Origin of the sequence: Azospira restricta, assembly GCF_016858125.1 — a bacterium.
Classification (GTDB): Bacteria; Pseudomonadota; Gammaproteobacteria; order Burkholderiales; family Rhodocyclaceae; genus Proximibacter; species Proximibacter restrictus.
In genome coordinates this window covers 2,923,908-2,941,820 of record NZ_CP064781.1, presented here as the reverse complement: position 1 = coordinate 2,941,820, position 17,913 = coordinate 2,923,908, and the positions used below count along the sequence as shown (strand labels likewise).

Genomic DNA, 17,913 nt, shown 5'->3' with positions numbered 1-17,913 from the left:
GCCGGCCGCGCGCTGGCAAAGCCGTGGCGGATGCTGTAAACTTCCGGCTTTCGCGCTTATCGCCATCAGGCACGGGTGCTTAGCTCAGTTGGTAGAGCGCTAGCCTTACAAGCTGGATGTCGGCGGTTCGATCCCGTCAGCACCCACCACAAGCATGAAAAGCAGCACCGACGCGGAGTGGTAGTTCAGTCGGTTAGAATACCGGCCTGTCACGCCGGGGGTCGCGGGTTCGAGTCCCGTCCACTCCGCCACCAATACCTGAAGGCGAACGCAAGTTCGCCTTTTTTGCATCTTTTTGGGCATTTCACGAGAGCCGAGGGCAGAGCACGCCATGTTCGACGCCGTACGCAACAACAAGAGGATCGTCCAGGTTTTCCTGGCGCTGATCACCCTGCCGTTCGCCTTCTGGGGCGTCGATTCCTACGTGCGCAACGTCGGCGCCGGCAGTGACGTCGCCGTCGTCGGCGATTCGAAGATCACGATCCAGGAATTCAACCAGGCCTGGCGCGACCATCTCGACCGCGCCCGGCAGCAACTGGGGCCGAACTACAAGGCCGAGCTGTTCGATACGCCGCAGGCGCGCATGGAGCTGGTGAACACGCTGATCGACCGGCGCCTGCTGGCGCTGGAGGCGAGGAAGGCCCGCCTCAACGTCAGCGACGCGCTGCTCGTCGAATTCATCACCAGTTTCCCGTCGCTGAAGGAGAACGGCAAGTTCTCCAAGGCCCGCTACGACGCGCTGGTCGCCTCGCAGGGGATGTCGAAGGAGATGTTCGAGGCGCAGCTGCGCCAGGACATGATCCTGCAGCAGCTGGTCGGTGCCGTCGGCGACACCGGCATCGTCTCGGCGTCGTCGGCGGAGATGATGCTGCGCATCCAGTCGGAAGAGCGCCAGGTCGCCGAACTGCGCCTGTTGCCCGAGCAGTTCGCCGGCGAGGTCAAGCTCGACGCCGATGCCGCGAAGAAGTATTACGAAGAGAACCAGAAACTGTTCCAGACGCCGGAGATGGTCCGTCCCGAGTACGTCGTGCTGTCGCTCGACGCGCTGCTGGCACAGGCCACGGTCAGCGAGGCCGAGGTCAAGCAGTGGTACGACGGGCACAAGGACCGCTACCAGCAGAACGAGGAGCGCCGCGCCAGCCACATCCTGATCGGCACCGGCGGCGACGCCGACAAGGCCAAGGCGAAAGCCAAGGCCGACGAGGTGCTGGCGGAAGTGCGGAAGGCGCCGGCGAAGTTCGCCGAACTCGCCAGGCAGCACTCGCAGGACCCGGGCTCGGCGGCGAACGGCGGCGACCTCGGTTTCTTCGGCCGCGGCATGATGGTCAAGCCTTTCGAGGAGGCGACCTTCGCGCTCAAGGACGGCGAGGTTTCGGACGTCGTCCAGTCCGACTTCGGTTACCACATCATCAAGCTGACCGGCATCAAGCCGGCCAAGCAGAAGGCGCTCGACGAAGTGCGCGCCGAGATCGAGGGCGAGCTCAAGCGGCAGGCGGCGCAAAGGCGCTACGTCGAGGCCGCCGAGGCGTTCACGAACATGGTCTACGAGCAGTCGGACAGCCTGAAACCGGTTGCCGAGAAGTTCGGGCTCAAGATCCAGCAGGGACCGATGCTGCCGCGGAACCCGCCGGCGCAGGCGCTGGCCGCGCTCGGTCCGCTCGGCAACGAGCGCCTGCTCGCGTCGCTGTTCGCTGAGGATGCGGTCAAGAACCAGCGCAATACCGACGCCGTCGAGGTCGCGCAGAACACCCTCGCCGCCGCCCGCGTCGTCGAGCACAAGCCGGCGGCGGTGCGCCCGTTCGACAGCGTGCGCGCCGATATCGAGGCGATGCTGAAGGCGAAGGAGGCGGCGGCGCTGGCGCGCAGCCGCGGCGAGGCGATGCTGGCGGCGATGAAGGGCGGCGACGACAAGACCAAGTGGGCGCTGGTGAAGTCGGTGTCGCGCCTGCAGGGCAAACAGGTGCCGCCGGCCGCGCTGCAGGCGATCTTCCGCGCCGACGTGGCGACCTTGCCGGCCTACGCCGGCGTCGAGCTGCCGAACAACGGCGGCTACGCGCTGTACAAGATCGTCGCCGTCAAGCCGCTGGAGAAGGTCGATGCCGACCGGCGGCGCGTGCTGCAGAGCGAATACACTGCGCTGGTCGCGCAGGAGGACTTCGCCGCCTACCTGTCCGGGCTGCGCCAGCGCGCCAAGATCGAGATCAACCAGGCGGCGCTGGAAAGCAAGGAACGCTGATCCGCGTTCCGCACCGCCTGCCTGAAGCAAAACGCCGACCGGGGAAACCGGTCGGCGTTTTCTTTTTGGGCAGCCGGCCAACGGCCGGCTGCCGCGCGGTGGGGTCAGGCCGGCAGCGGGTCGGCGTTGCCGAGCGCGGTGGTGTTCAGGCCGCCGTCGACGTAGGTGATCTCGCCGGTGATGCCGCTCGCCAGGTCGGAGAGCATGAAGGCGGCGGCGTTGCCGACTTCCTCGATGGTCACGTTGCGGCGCAGCGGCGCGTGGTGCGCGTTGTACGCCAGCAGCTTGCCGAAGTTGCCGATGCCGGAGGCAGCCAGCGTCTTGATCGGGCCGGCCGAGATGGCGTTGGCGCGGATGCCCTGCGGCCCGAGGCAGAAGGCCAGGTAGCGGGTAGCCGCCTCGAGGCTGGCCTTGGCCAGGCCCATCGTGTTGTAGTTCGGCATCGTGCGTTCGGCGCCGAGGTAGGAGAGGGCGAGCAGCGCCGGCTTGTTGCCCTTCAGCAGCAGCGGGCGGGCGGCCTTGGCCAGCGCCGGGTAGCTGTAGGACGAGATGTCGTGCGCGATGCGGAAGGCTTCGCGGTTGATGCCGTCGAGGAAGTCGCCCTCGATCGCTTCGCTCGGGGCGTAGGCGATCGAGTGCACGAGGCCGTCGAGGCCGTCCCAGTGCTTGCCGAGCTCGGCGAAGAGTTGGTCGATCTGGGCGTCGTCGGCGACGTCGCAGGGGAAGACCAGCTCGCTGCCGAATTCGGCGGCGAACTTGGCGACGCGCTCCTGGAAGCGCTCGTTCTGGTAGGTGAAGGCGAGCGTCGCGCCTTCGCGGTGGCAGGCCTTGGCGATGCCGTAGGCGATCGAATGCTTGGACAGCAGTCCGGTGATGAGGATGCGTTTCTCTGCGAGGAATCCCATGGGTGCTCCCTGTTGGTTTGCGCGCATTATAGCGGAAATGACAGCCGGCTCGGCTGCCGGCGGCCGCTGCAGGGGAGGCCGCCGGGCGGGTGACGCACGCCGGTCCATCGGCTAAACTCGCCGCCATGCCGTTGCTTCCCCTTTCCCGCCTCGCCTGCCTTTCCGCCGTCTGCCTCGTGGCCGCCTGCGGCGACGCGTGGAACGATCCGTACCCGTCGGCCGAGCGCGGCCAGAGCATCCTCTACTCGGCCTTCACCGAGCGGCCTAAGCACCTCGACCCGGTGCAGTCCTATACCGAGGACGAGATCACCTTCACCGCGCAGGTCTACGAGCCGCCGCTGCAGTACCACTACCTCAAGCGCCCGTACGAGCTGGTGCCGCTGACCACCGAGGCGGTGCCGGTGCCGCGCTACGTCGATGCGGCCGGGCGCACGCTGCCGGCCGACGCGCCGGCGGAGCAGATCGCCGAGAGCATCTACGAGATCCGCCTCAAGCCGGGCATCCGCTACCAGCCGCACCCGGCCTTCGCCGTCGACGCCGCCGGCCGACCGCGCTACGCCGACCTCGATCGCGACAAGCTGAAGGGCATCGAGCGCATCGCCGACTTCGCCGAGACCGGCACGCGCGAGCTTGTCGCCGACGACTACATCTACGAGATCAAGCGCCTCGCCCATCCGCGCCTGCATTCGCCGATCTTCGGCATGATGGCCGAGCACATCGTCGGCCTGAAGGAGCTCGGCAAGACGCTGCAGGCGGCGGCGAAGGAGCTGCCGACGGACGGCTGGCTGGACCTCGACGCCTATCCGCTGTCCGGCGTCGAGAAGGTCGACGACTACACCTGGCGCGTGCGGCTGAAGGGCAAGTACCCGCAGTTCCTCTACTGGCTGGCGATGCCCTTCTTCGCGCCGGTGCCGCGCGAGGTCGACCGCTTCTACAGCCAGCCGGGCATGGCCGAGAAGAACCTGACGCTGGACTGGTACCCGGTCGGCACCGGCCCCTACATGCTGGTCGAGAACAACCCGAACAGCCGCATGGTGCTCGCCCGCAACCCGAACTTCCGCGGCGAGACCTACCCGTGCGAGGGCGAGGCCGGCGACCGCGACGCCGGACTGCTCGACGACTGCGGCAAGGCGGTTCCCTTCATCGACCGCGCCGTGTTCTCGCGCGAGAAGGAGGCGATCCCGTACTGGAACAAGTTCCTGCAGGGCTGGTACGACGCCTCCGGCATTTCCTCCGACAGCTTCGACCAGGCGGTGCGCATCAACGTCGGCGGCGACGTCGCGCTGACCGACGAGATGCAGCAGAAGGGCATCCGCCTCCTGACCAGCGTGCGCGCCTCGACCTTCTACATGGGCTTCAACATGCTCGACCCGGTCGTCGGCGGGCTCGACGCGCGCGGCCGCAAGCTGCGCCAGGCGGTGTCGATCGCCGTCGACCAGGAGGAGTTCATCTCGATCTTCATGAACGGCCGCGGCATCCCGGCGCAGGGGGCGCTGCCGCCGGGCATCTTCGGCTACACCGAGGGCGAGGCCGGGATCAACCGCGTCGTCTACGACTGGCGCGACGGCGCGCCGCGCCGGCGCAGCGTCGACGAGGCGAAGCGGCTGCTGGCGGAAGCCGGCTGGCCGAACGGGCGCGACGCCAAGACCGGCGAGCCGCTGGTGCTCAACCTCGACACCACCGGCGGCGGCATGGGCGACAAGTCGCGGCTCGACTGGCTGACCCGCCAATTCGCCAAGATCGACGTGCAGCTGGTGGTGCGCTCGACCGACTTCAACCGCTTCCAGGACAAGATCCGCCGGGGGGCGGTGCAGCTCTACTACCTCGGCTGGAACGCCGACTACCCGGATCCGGAGAATTTCTTCTTCCTGCTCAACGGCGCCGAAAGCCGGGTGGAGAAGGGCGGCGAGAACACCTCGAACTACAAGAACCCGGAGTTCGACCGCCTCTTCGCGGCGATGAAGAACATGGACAACGGCCCGCGCCGGCTGGAGATCATCGGGCGCATGAACCGCATCCTGCACGAGGACGCGCCGTGGGTGTGGGGCTTCCACCCGAAGAGCTATGCGCTCGGCCATGCCTGGCTGAAGAACCGCAAGCCGAGCGACGTCGGCCATAACGGGCTCAAGTACCAGCGCCTCGACGTCGCGCTGCGCGAGGCGAAGCGCGCGGAGTGGAACCGGCCGGTGCTGTGGCCGCTCGCCGCCGTGATGGTCTTCCTGGTCGTCGCGCTGGTGCCGGCGGTGGCCGGCTACCGTCGGCGGGAAAGGGCGGCGGCGCGATGAGCGGCAGCGCAACGAAGAACGCGCAGACCGTCATCCACACCGACGACGGCCGCGTCCATTACGACATGGCCGAGGACGGCAATCCCTGCTTCGGTTGCGGCGGTTGCTGCCGCCATTTCCGCGTCTCGTTCTACCACGGCGAACTCGACACGCAGCCCGGCGGCTACGTTCCTGCCGCGCTGACGTTGCCGGTGACGCCGTTCCGCGCCTGCATGAAGGGGACCGAACAGGGCGAGGGTCGCTGCGTCGCGCAGCAGGACGATGGCCGCTGCGGCATCTACGACAAGCGGCCGTCGGTCTGCCGCGAGTTCCCGGCCTTCATGGAGGATGGCTCGCTGAACCCGGAGTGCCTGCGGCTGCGCCGGCTGTACGGGATCGACACGCCCTGATCCGTCAGCCGAACTGCGCGTCCTTTGTTGCGAACTCGGACTTGGGCACGCCGCGCGGCGGCCGGCGTACCGTGCCGATGCGCATGCCTTCGCCGGCGATTCTCGGGCTGCCGAGCCTGACCACACGAACGACCATCGCTTGCTCCTTCGCAGCTTGATGTGCGGGCGCCCGGGCGGGGCCGCGCAAAATCCGCGGGCGCGGACCATCCCGGATACCCAGGGGCTTGTCTGCCGATGGTAGTACGGATGCGGCGCCGGTGGAAAAATGGCGCGGAATCGTCCGCGCCATTTCTCGCCGCGGCGCTCAGGGCAGCTTGACCGCCGTGATATCGGCCTTGGCGCCGAGGCCCAGCGTCTTCACGTAGGAAACGTGATGGCCGCGCGCGGTCATGTTGTCGTCGTGAACCGCGAAGCCGACGTTATAGACGCCGCCGGCCTTGAGCGACTTGTCGTCGCTGTTGGCGAGCCCGAGCGGGCGAACGATGACGACGCTCCACGTCCCGTCCTTCCAGGTGCCCGAGCCCTTGTTGTCGGCCGCGGAGCCGGCGGCGTCGGCGGCGCTCAGGACGTACTGCGGCAGGATGTCGCCTTCCTTCCAGCCGGCGTTGGGGTCGAAGGGAACGGCATTGACGCCCTTGATCAGGAACTGCTCCTTCTTGCCGAAGTCGTCGGCGACCAGTGCCCTGGCGCCGAACTTCGCCGCGTCGTACATGAACTTCGGCTGCTTGGTCTGGCCGTCCATGTTCGACGCGAAGTGGTTCTTGCCCTGGTCGAAGTGGCGCCAGTCGAGCACGTAGCCGTCGTCGACGCCGCCGACCGGGTTGGTACGGTGGGCGCGCCACTGGATCAGGTCGAGGAATTCGCCGGCGGCCTTGGCCTTTTCGATTTCCTCGACCGGCTTGCCGGTCTTCCAGTCGGACGGATCGGTCCGGCTCACCGGCAGGTATTTGCGCACGTCGACCTTCTTGATCGCGCTCAGCAGCGGATTGGCGGCGACTTCTTCCTTGCTCGCCTCCTTCGGCATGGTCCGCTCGCCATCGTGGCAGGTCAGCCAGCAACCCTGCTGGGCGAAGCCCGGCACCTTGCCATCGTCGACCATGAATGACAGGCGGTCTTCGTAGACCGCCGGCGTCTTGCCGCTGACCACCTGCGGCAGCAGGCGCTGCGCGCCGTAGGATTTCCACTCCTTGCCGTCGAAGCGGTAGGCGGGGTAGTCGATGCCTGGGCGGCTCTTGCTGTTGGTCTGCCACTGGAAGCGCAGGTAGGCGTTCCTGTCGTCGTAGGCGGCCTGCACCCTGAGTTCGAGATGGCCGTTCTTGCCTTTCAGCGCCACCGGTTCGAGCGGGTGGCCGTCGCCGAGAATCTTGCCGCCCTGGGTTTCCTCCTCGTCCTCCATGTCGTGGCAGGACACGCAGGAGTCGCCGCGCCTGACTTCGCGCGCGGCGCCCTTGTGCAGGTCGCTGCGCAGCCATTCGTAAGATGACTGGCCAGGGTAGTAGAGGAACAGCTTGCTCGTCGGAATCTTGTCCCAGTCGATGCTGGCGGGGTCGGCGGCCATCGCGGCGCTGGCGGCGAGCGCAGACGCGGCCAGCAGGATCGTTTGCTTTTTCATAACCATACCTCTTGTAGGGTTAATACGACGATTGCATTGTGACACCGGCGCCCTCGGCCCGCAAGGAATCGCGTATACGGAAAGCCGTATGCCGGACCGCGGCGGCGGACGCTGAGCCGCTCCGTCGGCGGAATGGCATAATCCGTTCCGATGCTTGCCTACATCGTCCGCCGCCTGCTCTACGCGATCCCGATCCTGATCGGGGTGAACCTGCTCACCTTCGCGCTCTTCTTCGTCGTGAACACGCCGGACGACATGGCGCGCATGCAGCTCGGCGTCAAACGGGTGACGCCGGAGGCGATCGCGAAGTGGAAGGCCGAGCGCGGCTACGACAAGCCGCTGTTCGTGAACACCGGGGCCGCCGCCGGCGGCGTCGTCACCGAGACGATCTTCTTCGAGAAGTCGGCGCGCATGTTCGCCGGCGACTTCGGCCGCGCCGAGGACGGCCGCGACATCGCCCGCGAGATCCGCACGCGCATGGTGCCGTCGCTGGCGATCGCGCTGCCCACCTTCGTCCTCGGCCTCTTCGTCACCGTCAGCTTCGCGCTGCTGCTCGCCTTCTTCCGCGCGACGCCGCTCGACTTCTGGGGCGTCGTGCTGTGCGTGGCGATGATGTCGATCTCCGGCCTCTTTTACATCATCGGCGGCCAGTACCTGTTCGCCAAGGTCTTCCGGCTGGTGCCGATCTCCGGCTTCGGCGACGGGGCCGATGCGCTGCGCTTCCTGGTGCTGCCGGTGCTGATCGGCATCGTTTCCGGCATCGGCTCGTCGACGCGCTGGTACCGCACGATCTTCCTCGAGGAGATCAACAAGGACTACGTGCGCACCGCCCGCGCCAAGGGCCTCAGCGAGACCGCGGTGATGTTCGGGCACGTGCTCAGGAACGCGCTGATCCCGATCCTGACCGGCGTCGTCGTCGTCATCCCGCTGCTGTTCATGGGCTCGCTGCTGACCGAATCCTTCTTCGGCATCCCCGGGCTCGGCAGCTACACGATCGACGCGATCAACGCGCAGGACTTCGCCGTGGTGCGGGCGATGGTCTTCATCGGCTCGCTGCTCTACATCGTCGGCCTGATCCTGACCGACATCTCGTACACGCTGGTCGATCCGCGGATCCGCTTCGAATGACGACCTTCCCCCCGCCCCCCTTCCCGAGGAAGGGGATAACCACGGTTCAGCCGCCGATGCGGCTTCCGGGCCTTGTCTCGCCGCCTCCTTGGGGCCCCCCGAAGGGGCTTCCTGCGGGGCGCGGCCCGGCGGAAGCGGCATGAGCATCCAGCCCGTCCTCCTCTGGTCCGACCTCTTCATCTGGCTGCTCGTCGCCGCCGGTGTCGCCGGCGCCTGGTGGTCGGCGCGGCAGCCGCTGCTGGCAGCGGCCTGGGCGCGCGTCGGCCGCAGCCGGCCGGGGATGGCGGCGGCGACGCTGCTGGCAGTGTTCGCGCTGGTCGGCCTGCTCGACTCGCTGCACTACCGTCCGCAGCTGCCGGCGAAGGAGGGTGAAAAGCCGGCCTACGCGATCGAGGTGCTGTCGGCGCTCGACGCGCTGCTGGCGCCCTTGCGCACGCGCGTCGAGAAGACCTATTCGGCGCCGCTGGCGACGCGCGCCTACGCCAAGGAAATGCTGGATATCCGGCAGCCCGACGGCAGCGTCGTCAAGCAGCGCGACTACCCGCGGCTGCGTCACGGCGGCGCTTCGCTCGGCGACGACGAGGGCCGTGCCGGTGCCGACATCGCCGGCCGTGCGCTTTCCGCGCTGGCGGTCGCCGCGCTGGCCTGGCTGGCGTTGTGTGCAGGGGCGGCGCGGCGCGTCGCCGCCGGCGACGGCGTCGCCTTCGACACAGCCTGGCGCCGGCTGTGGCGCGGCGACACCGCCTTCGCCTGGAATGCGGTGCTGGCGACGCTCGGCGTCGTCCTCGCCGTTGCCGCCATGCTTGCCGGGCTGGCTGCCGAGTACCACGTCTTCGGCACCGACAAGGTCGGCCAGGACGTGCTCTACCAGGTGCTGAAGAGCGTGCGCACGGCGCTCGTCATCGGCCTGGTGACGACGCTGGTGACGCTGCCGCTGGCGGTCTTCCTCGGCATCGTCGCCGGCTACTTCCGCGGCTGGCTCGACGACCTGATCCAGTACCTGTACACCACGCTCAACTCGATTCCCGGCGTACTGCTGATCGCCGCCGCGGTGCTGATGATGCAGGTGCTGATCGACACCCATCCGCAATGGTTCGCCACTGCCGCCGAGCGTGCCGACCTGCGCCTGCTGGCGCTGTGCTTCATCCTCGGCCTGACCAGCTGGACCGGGCTGGCGCGCCTGCTGCGCGGCGAGGCGCTGAAGCTGCGCGAGCTGGAATACGTGCAGGCGGCGCAGGCCTTCGGCGTCTCCGACCTGCGCATCCTCGGCCGCCACCTGCTGCCGAACCTGATGCACATCGTCATCATCGCGCTGGTGATGGACTTCTCCGGGCTGGTGCTGGCCGAGGCGGTGCTCTCCTACGTCGGCATCGGCGTCGACCCGACGATGATCAGCTTCGGCACGATGATCAACAACGCCCGCATGGAGCTCGGCCGCGAGCCGGTCGTCTGGTGGTCGCTGACCGCGGCCTTCACCTTCATGTTCGTGCTCGTGCTCGCCGCCAATCTGCTCGCCGATGCGGTGCGCGACGCCTTCGACCCGAGGTTGGCGTGATGAACGACGCGCGTGACCTGGACTCGTCCCCGCTGCTTGAAGTCAGCGACCTGTCGCTCGGCTTCGCCGCCGGCGGCCGCACGCTGACCGCGGTGTCCGGCCTTTCCTTGACCGTCGCCGCCGGCGAGACCTATGCGTTGCTCGGCGAATCCGGCTGCGGCAAGTCGGCGACGGCGCTGGCGCTGATGCGCCTGCTGCCGGCGGCCGGCCGCCTGCTCGGCGGTGCGGTCCGGCTGGAAGGGCGCGATCTGCTGGCGCTGCCCGAGGCCGAGATGCGCGGCGTGCGCGGCGGCGGCATGGCGATGATCTTCCAGGAGCCGGCGACCAGCCTCAATCCGGTGCTCACCGTCGGCCGCCAGATCGGCGAAGTGCTGGCGCGGCACGGCAATCTCGCCGGCGACGCGGCGCGCGCCAAGGCCGAGAAGCTGCTCGCCGCGGTCGGCATCGCCGATCCGGCGCGGCGGCTCGACGAATATCCGTTCCAGCTCTCCGGCGGCATGAAGCAGCGGGTGATGATCGCCATCGCGCTCGCCGGCAACCCGCGCCTCCTGGTCGCCGACGAACCGACGACGGCGCTCGACGTCACCATCCAGGCGCAGATCCTCGACCTGTTGCAGGACCTGCAGGCCGAGCGCGAGATGGGCATGCTGCTGATCACGCACGACCTCGGCGTGGTCGCGCGCATGGCGCACCGCGTCGGCGTCATGTACGCCGGCGAGCTGGTCGAGGAGGCGCAGGCGGCGGCGTTCTTCGCATCGCCGCGCCATCCCTATACCGAGGCGCTGTTCGCCGCCTTGCCCGACCTCTCGCGGCGCGGCGCGCGGCTGGCGACGATTCCCGGCCAGGTGCCGGCGCTGTCGGCGATGCCGGCCGGCTGCCGCTTCGCTGCGCGCTGCCCGCATGCCTGGGAGCGCTGCCGTGTCGAATCGCCGGGCTGGTCCGATGCCGGCGACGGGCAACGCGTGCGCTGTCATCTGCTGGCGGAGGCGGACCGACGGACGTCGCCGCCGGCTGCCGCCGCCCCAGGCGAGGCCGCTGCCAGCGTGCTGCCGGCGGGTGCCGAACCGGTGTTGCAGGTCGCCGACCTCAAGGTGCATTTCCCGATCCGCCGCGGCATCCTGCAGCGCACCGTCGGCCACGTGCGCGCGGTCGACGGCGTCTCGCTGACGCTGACCGCCGGCCGCACGCTGGCGCTGGTCGGCGAATCCGGCTGCGGCAAGACGACGGTCGGGAAGGCGGTGCTGCAGCTGCTGGCGCCGACCGCCGGCAGCGTGCGCCTGGACGGACGCGAGATCGCCGGCCTGTCGCGGTCGGCGCTGCGACCGCTGCGCCGGCGCATGCAGATGGTCTTCCAGGATCCGTTCGCGTCGCTCAACCCCCGCCTCACCGTCGGCGAGATCATTGCCGAGGGCATGCAGACACTGCTGGCGACGGCACGCCGCGACACGCGGGCGGCGGTGGCGGCGTTGCTCGCGCAGGTCGGCCTCGACGCCGGCGCCATCGACCGCTACCCGCACGAGTTCTCCGGCGGCCAGCGCCAGCGCATCGCGATCGCCCGCGCGCTGGCGGTGCAGCCGGAACTGCTGGTCTGCGACGAACCGACCTCGGCGCTCGACGTCTCGGTGCAGGCGCAGATTCTCAACCTGCTCGGCGAGCTGCAGGCGTCGCTCGGGCTGGCCTACCTGTTCATCACGCACAACTTCGGCGTCGTCGAGCACCTCGCGCACGAGGTGGCGGTGATGTATCTCGGCCGCATCGTCGAGCGCGGCACGGTCGAGGAAGTGCTGCGCCTGCCGCAGCATCCCTACACGAAGGCGCTGCTTTCGGCGGTGCCGGCGCCGCGGCCGGCGGCGAGCGGAACGGCGGGCGGCAGCATCATCCGCCTGCCGGGGGAAACGCCGTCGCCGGCGAAGCCGCCGGCGGGCTGCCACTTCCACCCGCGCTGCGCCTTCGCCACGGCGGAATGCCGCGAACGCTATCCGGACGAGCGCGCGCTGTCGGCGACGCGCGTCGTCCGTTGCCACCTCTACCGCTGAACGGCGGTTGTCCCGCGCTAACGGCCGGCCGCCGCCGCCTGCCGGCGGGCGAGGGCCGGGCGCGGCCGTTTTTCGGCGGCGCTCAGATGTTCCACCAGATCATCAGCACGCTGAAGATCAGGCCGGCGACGACGAGCAGCGCGACCCACGCCGCCAGGCCGCCGAGCGTGACGACGTTGGCGATGTAGTGGGCGATCTTCTCGTCATGGACGTGCAGCAACGGCCGCACGCCGTGGCGCAGCAGCGCGATCGATGCCACCCACGCCAGCGCGCCGACGGCCAGCACGAAGCCGGTGCTCGGCACCAGCATCGACAGCGACGACAGCCACAGCGGCACCGGCGCGATCGCCGCCAGCGCGTAAGCACCGTCGTAGCCGGGGTCGTGGTCGTGCGCCAGCGACATGTTCTGGATGAACATCGCCATGTAGGCGACCATCGCCAGCTGCAGGCCGTAGAAGACGACGCCCATGACCGCCAGCTGCAGCGGCGTCACCGCCGGTACCGACAGCGGGAAGATGGCGCCGGGATGCACCAGTTCGGCGTAGGCGTAGAGCGCCGGCGGCAGCAGCGACATCGGCATGACGACGCTGCGGAAGAACCAGCGGTGCGAGAAATGCGAGCGGTCAATGTCCTCCCAGCCACGCTTTTCGGAAACGAGCATCCGGGGAATATCGTTCATCAGCATGATCAAACTCCTTCCGCCCGCAAGGAAAGCCGTCGCCGGGCCGGTTGCGGCTCCAACGGGCTACATTCACTATAGACCGCGCCGGCGCGGGGCGTTCAGTCGTCGTTCTGGGCGAGCTGGATGGTCAGCTGCTGGCCGGGCTGCAGGGCTTTCGTCGCCGGCCCGTTCCAGCGCAGCAGGTCCTGCTGCTCGACCTTGAACTGGCGGGCGATCGAATAGAGGGTGTCGCCGCGCTTGACGGTGTAGCGGGTGACGCGCGGCTTCCTGGCGGCGACGGCCGCCTTGCCCGCACGGACGGCGGGCTTCGTCGCCGGCGCCGTGGTGGCCGGCGCGGGCGCGGCGGCCAGCAGCAGCTTCGTGCCGGGGGCGATGCGGTCGCCGGCGAGGCGGTTGATGCGGCGCAGCTCGGCGGCGCCGACGCCGGTGCGGCGGGCGACCGCCGCCAGCGTTTCGCCCTTGCGCACGACCACCGCGGCGGCCTTGGCCGGCGCCGGGTCGGCCGACGGCAGGCGCGGCTGCTCCGGCAGCGCGGCCATGTCGGCGCTGCCGACGCCGTCGCCGGCGGGAACCAGCAGCGTCAGCCCGGCGGTCGTCTTCAGCCTGCCGTTGAGGCCGTTGACCCGCTTCAGGTCGGCCAGCGTGATGCCGAAGCGCGGCGCGACCTTTTCCAGCTTCTCGCCGCTTTTCAGCGTGTAGGTCTGCCACTTGGAGAGCGGCTTGTCGTCTTCCTGGTGGCTTTCCAGGTTGGCCTGGAAGGTCTCCAGTTTCTCGGCCGGGATCACCAGCGGCGTTTCCGACTTGATCACCGGCCGGTTGTGCGCCGGGTTGAGCGCGACGAACTCCTGCACCGGCATCTCGGCGAGCTTTGCCGCGACCTTGACGTCGATGTTGGTGCCCGGCGTCACCGTGGCGAAATAGGCGCGGTTCGGTACCGGCGGCAGGTCGAGGCTGGCGAGCAGCTGCGGGTTGGAGAAGATGTTCTTCAGCGCCTGCAGCTTGGGCACGTAGTTGCGCGTCTCGGCCGGCATGGTCAGGCTCTGGTAGTCGGTGGGCAGGCCCTTCGCCTCGTTCTTCTTGATCGCCCGGGCGACCGCGCCCTCGCCCCAGTTGTACGAGGCCAGCGCCAGGAACCAGTCGCCGTGCATGTCGTAGATGGTCTGCAGGTAGTCGAGCGCGGCGCCGGTGGCGGCGACGATGTCGCGGCGCTGGTCCATCCACCAGTCCTGCTTCAGGTTGTAGTTCTTGCCGGTGCTCGGGATGAACTGCCACAGGCCGGAGGCGTGCGCGCGCGAGTAGGCCATCGGGTTGTAGGCGCTCTCGACCATCGGCAGGAAGGCGAGCTCGGTCGGCATGCCGCGGCGCTCGAGCTCCTCGACGATGAAGTGCAGGTAGCGGGCGCTGCGGTCGACCATCCGCCGCAGGTAGTCCGGGCGGTTGAGGTACCACTGCTGCTGCGAAAGGACCAGGTCACCGTTCAGGTTCGGCATGCCGAAGCCGTTGCGGATGCGCACGAAGAGGTCGTCCGGCGTTGCCGTCAGATCGATCGTGTCGGGCAGCGTGGGCGGCGCGCTGAGTTCGGTGGTCGGCAGCGTGGCGGCCGGCGTGCCGGTTTCGCCGGCGGCCGGCGCAAGCGCCTCGCTCGCTTCCGGGGCGGCATAGCTGCCGAGCGAGGAGGCCGCCGACAGGCTGAGCGGGGCGTCCGAGGCATGAGCTGCCGGGGCCAGGACAAGCAGCGCGAGCGGCAGGGCGCGGGTGATTCTGAACGTCATGCGGTCTCCTCTTGCCGTCCTCCGCCCGGAACGACAGGCGGCGGCGCGGTGGCGAACGGCTGGCGGTTCAGCGGTTCTGCAAAACCTAGCGATTATAACTTAGGTCAGAGGAGGGTGATGCTGCGGCGCAGCGGAAGATTCATTCGCCGTCGGCGAGGAGCGTGTGCCAGATGCGCCCCATCGCCTCCGCCGCACCGGCGCGGATGGCGTGGTCGACAATACCGCTGACGCCGGTTTCGGCAGGGTTGATCTCGACCGTCGGGATGCCCTCGGCGCTGGCCCAGACCACCGGCTCGACGATGTACGGGAAGAGGCTCGAGGTGCCGACCGAGAAGACCATGTCGACGCCCTGTGCCAGCGCATCCTCGATCGCCAGCAGCGCCGCGGTCGGCAGCGCCTCGCCGAAGAGCACCACGGCGGGGCGGATCGGCGCGCCGCAGCGGGGGCACAGCGGCGGGTCGGCGAGACCCTCGTAAGTGTCGACCTCAGTGCGGTAGGCGCAGCGGGTGCAGGACAGGCGGTGAAGGTTGCCGTGGATCTCGATCACGTGGCGGCTGCCGGCGGCGAGGTGCAGGCCGTCGACGTTCTGCGTATAGACGATCACCTCCGGGACGATCCGTTCGAGCGAGGCGATCACCTCGTGCGCCAGGTTCGGCCGGGCGCCGCGGCAGTTGCGCTCGATCTGCAGCAGGTATTTCCAGGTGATTTCCGGGTGTGCCGCCATCATGCCGCCGGACAGCGCTTCCTCGATCGCGTAGCCCTCGTCGGTGGCGGTGTCCTCGTAGAGGCCGCCGAGGCCGCGGTAGGTGGGCAGGCCGGAGTCGGCCGAAATGCCGGCGCCGGTGATGAACAGCACGCGCTGCGACTGGCGCAGCTGGCGGGCAATGGCCGGGTAGGGATTCATTGCCGCATGATAGCGCGCGGCGGCGCCGCGGGGCGCACCCCAAGGGCGTTTCCTCGTATTCGCAGAGCTCATTAGTCAGGGCGCACCCCAAGGGTACTTCTTCGTAATGCGCAGAGCGCATTACTCAGGGCGCACCCCAAGGGTACTTCTTCGTAATGCGCAGAGCGCATTACTCAGGGCGCCGGGCGCGGCAGCGTGATGCGCGCCTCGAGGCCGCCCTGCGGCCGGTTGGCCAGCGTCAGCGTGCCGCCCTGGGCGGCGATCAGGTTGCTGGCGATCGCCAGCCCCAGCCCGGTGCCGCCGCTTTCGCGCGAGCGCGAGGCTTCCAGCCGGACGAAGGGGCGCAGCACCTCGCCGAGATTGTCCTCGGGAATCCCCGGGCCACGGTCGAGCACGCGCACGGCGAGCGCCGCGGGCGTCGCTTCCAGCCGGATCTCGGCTTCCCCGCCGTACTTCAGCGCGTTGCCGACGAGGTTCTCGATGGCGCGGCGCAGGCCGTTCGGACGGCAGTCGGCGAGCACCCCGGTCGCTCCCTCGTAGCGCACCGGCTGGCCGGCGTCGGCGGCGTCGTCGGCGATCGAGGCGAGCAGTGCGCCGAGGTCGACGCGGGCGGCGGCCTCGTTCGCTTCCATGCTGCGTGCCAGCTCCAGCCCTTCGTCGACGAGGCGCTGCATCGCATCGAGGTCGCTGCCGAGCTTCTCGCGCAGCACCGGGTCGGTGCAGGATTCGAGGCGCAGGCGCAGGCGCGTCAGCGGCGTCTTCAGGTCGTGCGTCACCGCGGCGAGGATCTGCGTGCGCTCGGCCATCACCTCGCGTACCTGTTCCTGCATCACGTTGAAAGCCTGCGCCGCCTGCCGCACCTCGGCCGGACCGGCGGTCGCCAGCGGCGGGTGGCGCAGGTCGCGCCCGAAGGCCTCGGCGGCGGCGGCCATCCGCTGCAGCGGGCGCAGCGCGAGGCGCACCGCAAGCCAGCAGACGAGCGCGATCAGCGCGACGAACAGCGCCAGGTTGAGCGGGAAGCGCCACTGCTCGATCTGCGGCGGCGGCCGCCGCTGTCCCTGGTGCACGATGCAGAAGGTCTCGCCGTCGGCGAAGCGGCCGCGCACGGCGACCGCCGGCGGCCGCGGCGGCGGGTGCTGCGGAGAGGCGTCGGCCGGCGGCGGCAGGCGCACCGCGGCGTCGATGCCGACGCGTCCGGCCAGCCGCTCCTCGAGTCCCTGCGCGAGCACCGGCGCCGGCCGGCCGGCGCAGTCCGCGAGCGGCAGCGCGCGCCACTCGGCCGGGTTGAGCTCGTCGAGCGCCTTCCGGCGCTGCGCCGGGGGGAGGGTCGCCAGCATGCGCAGCAGGTCGGCGATGCGCTGCGCGTTTTCGCGCGCGTGGAAATGGGCGATCACCTCGCGCCGGTCCTGCTGGGCGAGGCCGAAGGTCAGCGCCGCGGCGACCAGGATGCCGAGCAGCAGCACCAGGAAGATGCGCATCGCCAGCGAATCGGGCAGCAGGCGGGCGGGCAGCGCCGGCATCAGCGGCTCTCCTCGACCGGCGTCGCCAGCACGTAGCCTTCGTTGCGCACGGTCTTGATCAGCGTCGGCGCGCGCGCGTCGTCGCCGAGCTTCTGCCGCAGGCGGCTGATCTGCAGGTCGATCGAGCGGTCGAAGGGATCGGCGTCGCGGCCCTTGGTCAGGTCCATCAGCTGGTCGCGGCTGAGCACGCGCTGCGGGTGCGCGAGGAAGATCTGCAGCAGCCGGTACTCGGCGCCGGAGAGCGGGACGACCACTGCCTGCGGCGAGGCGAGCTGGCGCAGGCCGGTGTCGAGCGTCCAGCCGGCGAAGCGGTAGCGGGGCGCCGGCCCGGCCGGACGCTCGGGGAGCGCACGCACGCGGCGCAGGATGTTGCGGATGCGGGCGAGCAGCTCGCGTGGCTCGAAGGGCTTGGGCAGGTAGTCGTCGGCACCCATCTCGAGGCCGACGACGCGGTCGATCGCTTCGCCGCGCGCGGTCAGCATCAGGATCGGCAGGCGTGCGAACGCCGGCGTCGCACGCAGCGTGCGGCATAACGACAGGCCGTCCTCGCCGGGCAGCATCAGGTCGAGAACGATCAGGTCGATGCGGGCGCCGTCCAGCGCCTCGCGCATCTGCCGGCCGTCGGCGGCGAGGCTGATGCGGAAGCCGTTGCCGCGCAGGTAGTCGCCGACCAGCTGGCGGATTTCGCGGTCGTCGTCGACGACGAGAATGTGCTCGCTGTTGTCCATGGCCGCCATTGTCGGCCCTGCGCCGGCCCCTGTCACGGCGCCCGGCGGGTGCATATGTATCGCTCTGTATCGGCGGCGGCCGCCGATACGAGTTGTTACGACTGGCGGCCGTGGGCGACACACGCCCGATACATCGCCGGCGTCCAATGGGGGCCGTGGAC

At 69.4% G+C, this 17,913-nt stretch carries 14 protein-coding genes and 2 tRNA genes; 8 read left to right on the top strand and 8 right to left on the bottom strand.

All coding sequences use genetic code 11. The features are described 5' to 3' along the window. Window positions 1–73 precede the first annotated feature (73 nt). From IWH25_RS14205 to IWH25_RS14195, 3 genes are all read left to right on the top strand, one after another. A tRNA-Val gene (locus tag IWH25_RS14205) sits at window positions 74–149 on the top strand. Between the two features lie 25 nt (window positions 150–174). Further along, window positions 175–251: transfer RNA gene (locus IWH25_RS14200), tRNA-Asp, on the top strand. Window positions 252–331: 80 nt separating this feature from the next. After that, the gene (locus IWH25_RS14195; protein ID WP_203386428.1) at window positions 332–2,236 is read left to right on the top strand and encodes a SurA N-terminal domain-containing protein; all 1,905 of its coding nucleotides are present in this window, start codon (window positions 332–334) and stop codon (window positions 2,234–2,236) included. A gap of 104 nt (window positions 2,237–2,340) precedes the next feature. Here IWH25_RS14195 and fabI read toward each other — a convergent pair whose 3' ends face one another. Further along, complete coding sequence (gene fabI / locus IWH25_RS14190) at window positions 2,341–3,141, bottom strand: enoyl-ACP reductase FabI (protein WP_203386427.1); 801 nt, start codon at window positions 3,139–3,141, stop codon at window positions 2,341–2,343. Between the two features lie 125 nt (window positions 3,142–3,266). On the opposite strand from fabI, the gene IWH25_RS14185 reads away from it, so the two are divergent. Beyond that, window positions 3,267–5,426, top strand: a complete 2,160-nt coding sequence (locus IWH25_RS14185; RefSeq protein WP_203386426.1) for an ABC transporter substrate-binding protein — start codon at window positions 3,267–3,269, stop codon at window positions 5,424–5,426. Beyond that, window positions 5,423–5,815 carry a YkgJ family cysteine cluster protein gene (locus tag IWH25_RS14180; protein WP_238998910.1) on the top strand — a complete coding sequence of 131 codons (393 nt, stop codon included), beginning with the start codon at window positions 5,423–5,425 and terminating at the stop codon, window positions 5,813–5,815. The genes IWH25_RS14185 and IWH25_RS14180 overlap by 4 nt, the downstream gene beginning before the upstream one ends. A gap of 4 nt (window positions 5,816–5,819) precedes the next feature. On the opposite strand, the gene IWH25_RS19240 is transcribed toward IWH25_RS14180, so the two are convergent. Beyond that, on the bottom strand, window positions 5,820–5,951 hold the full coding sequence (locus tag IWH25_RS19240) for a DUF488 family protein, N3 subclade (RefSeq protein WP_275403817.1): 132 nt from the start codon (window positions 5,949–5,951) through the stop codon (window positions 5,820–5,822). A 168-nt stretch (window positions 5,952–6,119) separates the two neighbouring features. Continuing rightward, window positions 6,120–7,427: an ethylbenzene dehydrogenase-related protein gene (locus IWH25_RS14170; protein ID WP_203386425.1), complete on the bottom strand. Its 1,308-nt coding sequence runs from the start codon at window positions 7,425–7,427 to the stop codon at window positions 6,120–6,122. Window positions 7,428–7,577: 150 nt separating this feature from the next. On the opposite strand from IWH25_RS14170, the gene IWH25_RS14165 reads away from it, so the two are divergent. The 3 genes from IWH25_RS14165 to IWH25_RS14155 all read left to right on the top strand — a co-directional run bounded on the left by IWH25_RS14165 (window position 7,578) and on the right by IWH25_RS14155 (window position 12,146). Then, window positions 7,578–8,555, top strand: coding sequence for an ABC transporter permease (locus IWH25_RS14165; RefSeq protein ID WP_203386424.1), 978 nt, complete (start codon window positions 7,578–7,580; stop codon window positions 8,553–8,555). Between the two features lie 139 nt (window positions 8,556–8,694). Beyond that, the gene (locus IWH25_RS14160; RefSeq protein ID WP_203386423.1) at window positions 8,695–10,110 is read left to right on the top strand and encodes an ABC transporter permease; all 1,416 of its coding nucleotides are present in this window, start codon (window positions 8,695–8,697) and stop codon (window positions 10,108–10,110) included. Continuing rightward, complete coding sequence (locus tag IWH25_RS14155; protein ID WP_203386422.1) at window positions 10,110–12,146, top strand: ABC transporter ATP-binding protein; 2,037 nt, start codon at window positions 10,110–10,112, stop codon at window positions 12,144–12,146. The genes IWH25_RS14160 and IWH25_RS14155 overlap by 1 nt, the downstream gene beginning before the upstream one ends. 82 nt (window positions 12,147–12,228) lie before the next feature. Here the strand turns inward: IWH25_RS14155 and IWH25_RS14150 are convergent, their stop codons facing one another. The 5 genes from IWH25_RS14150 to IWH25_RS14130 form a co-directional block, all read right to left on the bottom strand. Continuing rightward, a complete protein-coding gene (locus IWH25_RS14150) occupies window positions 12,229–12,831 on the bottom strand; it encodes a YIP1 family protein (RefSeq protein ID WP_203386421.1) in 603 nt (200 codons plus the stop codon). Window positions 12,832–12,926: 95 nt separating this feature from the next. Next, complete coding sequence (locus tag IWH25_RS14145; protein WP_203386420.1) at window positions 12,927–14,600, bottom strand: lytic transglycosylase; 1,674 nt, start codon at window positions 14,598–14,600, stop codon at window positions 12,927–12,929. Window positions 14,601–14,739: 139 nt separating this feature from the next. Next, window positions 14,740–15,504: an NAD-dependent deacylase gene (locus IWH25_RS14140; protein ID WP_203386419.1), complete on the bottom strand. Its 765-nt coding sequence runs from the start codon at window positions 15,502–15,504 to the stop codon at window positions 14,740–14,742. Window positions 15,505–15,677: 173 nt separating this feature from the next. Then, the gene (locus IWH25_RS14135; RefSeq protein WP_203386418.1) at window positions 15,678–17,024 is read right to left on the bottom strand and encodes an ATP-binding protein; all 1,347 of its coding nucleotides are present in this window, start codon (window positions 17,022–17,024) and stop codon (window positions 15,678–15,680) included. After that, complete coding sequence (locus IWH25_RS14130) at window positions 17,024–17,752, bottom strand: response regulator (RefSeq protein WP_203389258.1); 729 nt, start codon at window positions 17,750–17,752, stop codon at window positions 17,024–17,026. Before IWH25_RS14130 ends, IWH25_RS14135 begins: the two co-directional genes overlap by 1 nt. Between the last annotated feature and the right edge of the window lie 161 nt (window positions 17,753–17,913).

Coding starts and splice junctions, on each gene's coding strand:
- IWH25_RS14195 (WP_203386428.1), top strand. CDS start 332: ATGTTCGACGCCGTACGCAACAACAAGAGGATCGTCCAGGTTTTCCTG.
- fabI (WP_203386427.1), bottom strand. CDS start 3,141: ATGGGATTCCTCGCAGAGAAACGCATCCTCATCACCGGACTGCTGTCC.
- IWH25_RS14185 (WP_203386426.1), top strand. CDS start 3,267: ATGCCGTTGCTTCCCCTTTCCCGCCTCGCCTGCCTTTCCGCCGTCTGC.
- IWH25_RS14180 (WP_238998910.1), top strand. CDS start 5,423: ATGAGCGGCAGCGCAACGAAGAACGCGCAGACCGTCATCCACACCGAC.
- IWH25_RS19240 (WP_275403817.1), bottom strand. CDS start 5,951: ATGGTCGTTCGTGTGGTCAGGCTCGGCAGCCCGAGAATCGCCGGCGAA.
- IWH25_RS14170 (WP_203386425.1), bottom strand. CDS start 7,427: ATGAAAAAGCAAACGATCCTGCTGGCCGCGTCTGCGCTCGCCGCCAGC.
- IWH25_RS14165 (WP_203386424.1), top strand. CDS start 7,578: ATGCTTGCCTACATCGTCCGCCGCCTGCTCTACGCGATCCCGATCCTG.
- IWH25_RS14160 (WP_203386423.1), top strand. CDS start 8,695: ATGAGCATCCAGCCCGTCCTCCTCTGGTCCGACCTCTTCATCTGGCTG.
- IWH25_RS14155 (WP_203386422.1), top strand. CDS start 10,110: ATGAACGACGCGCGTGACCTGGACTCGTCCCCGCTGCTTGAAGTCAGC.
- IWH25_RS14150 (WP_203386421.1), bottom strand. CDS start 12,831: ATGCTGATGAACGATATTCCCCGGATGCTCGTTTCCGAAAAGCGTGGC.
- IWH25_RS14145 (WP_203386420.1), bottom strand. CDS start 14,600: ATGACGTTCAGAATCACCCGCGCCCTGCCGCTCGCGCTGCTTGTCCTG.
- IWH25_RS14140 (WP_203386419.1), bottom strand. CDS start 15,504: ATGAATCCCTACCCGGCCATTGCCCGCCAGCTGCGCCAGTCGCAGCGC.
- IWH25_RS14135 (WP_203386418.1), bottom strand. CDS start 17,024: ATGCCGGCGCTGCCCGCCCGCCTGCTGCCCGATTCGCTGGCGATGCGC.
- IWH25_RS14130 (WP_203389258.1), bottom strand. CDS start 17,752: ATGGACAACAGCGAGCACATTCTCGTCGTCGACGACGACCGCGAAATC.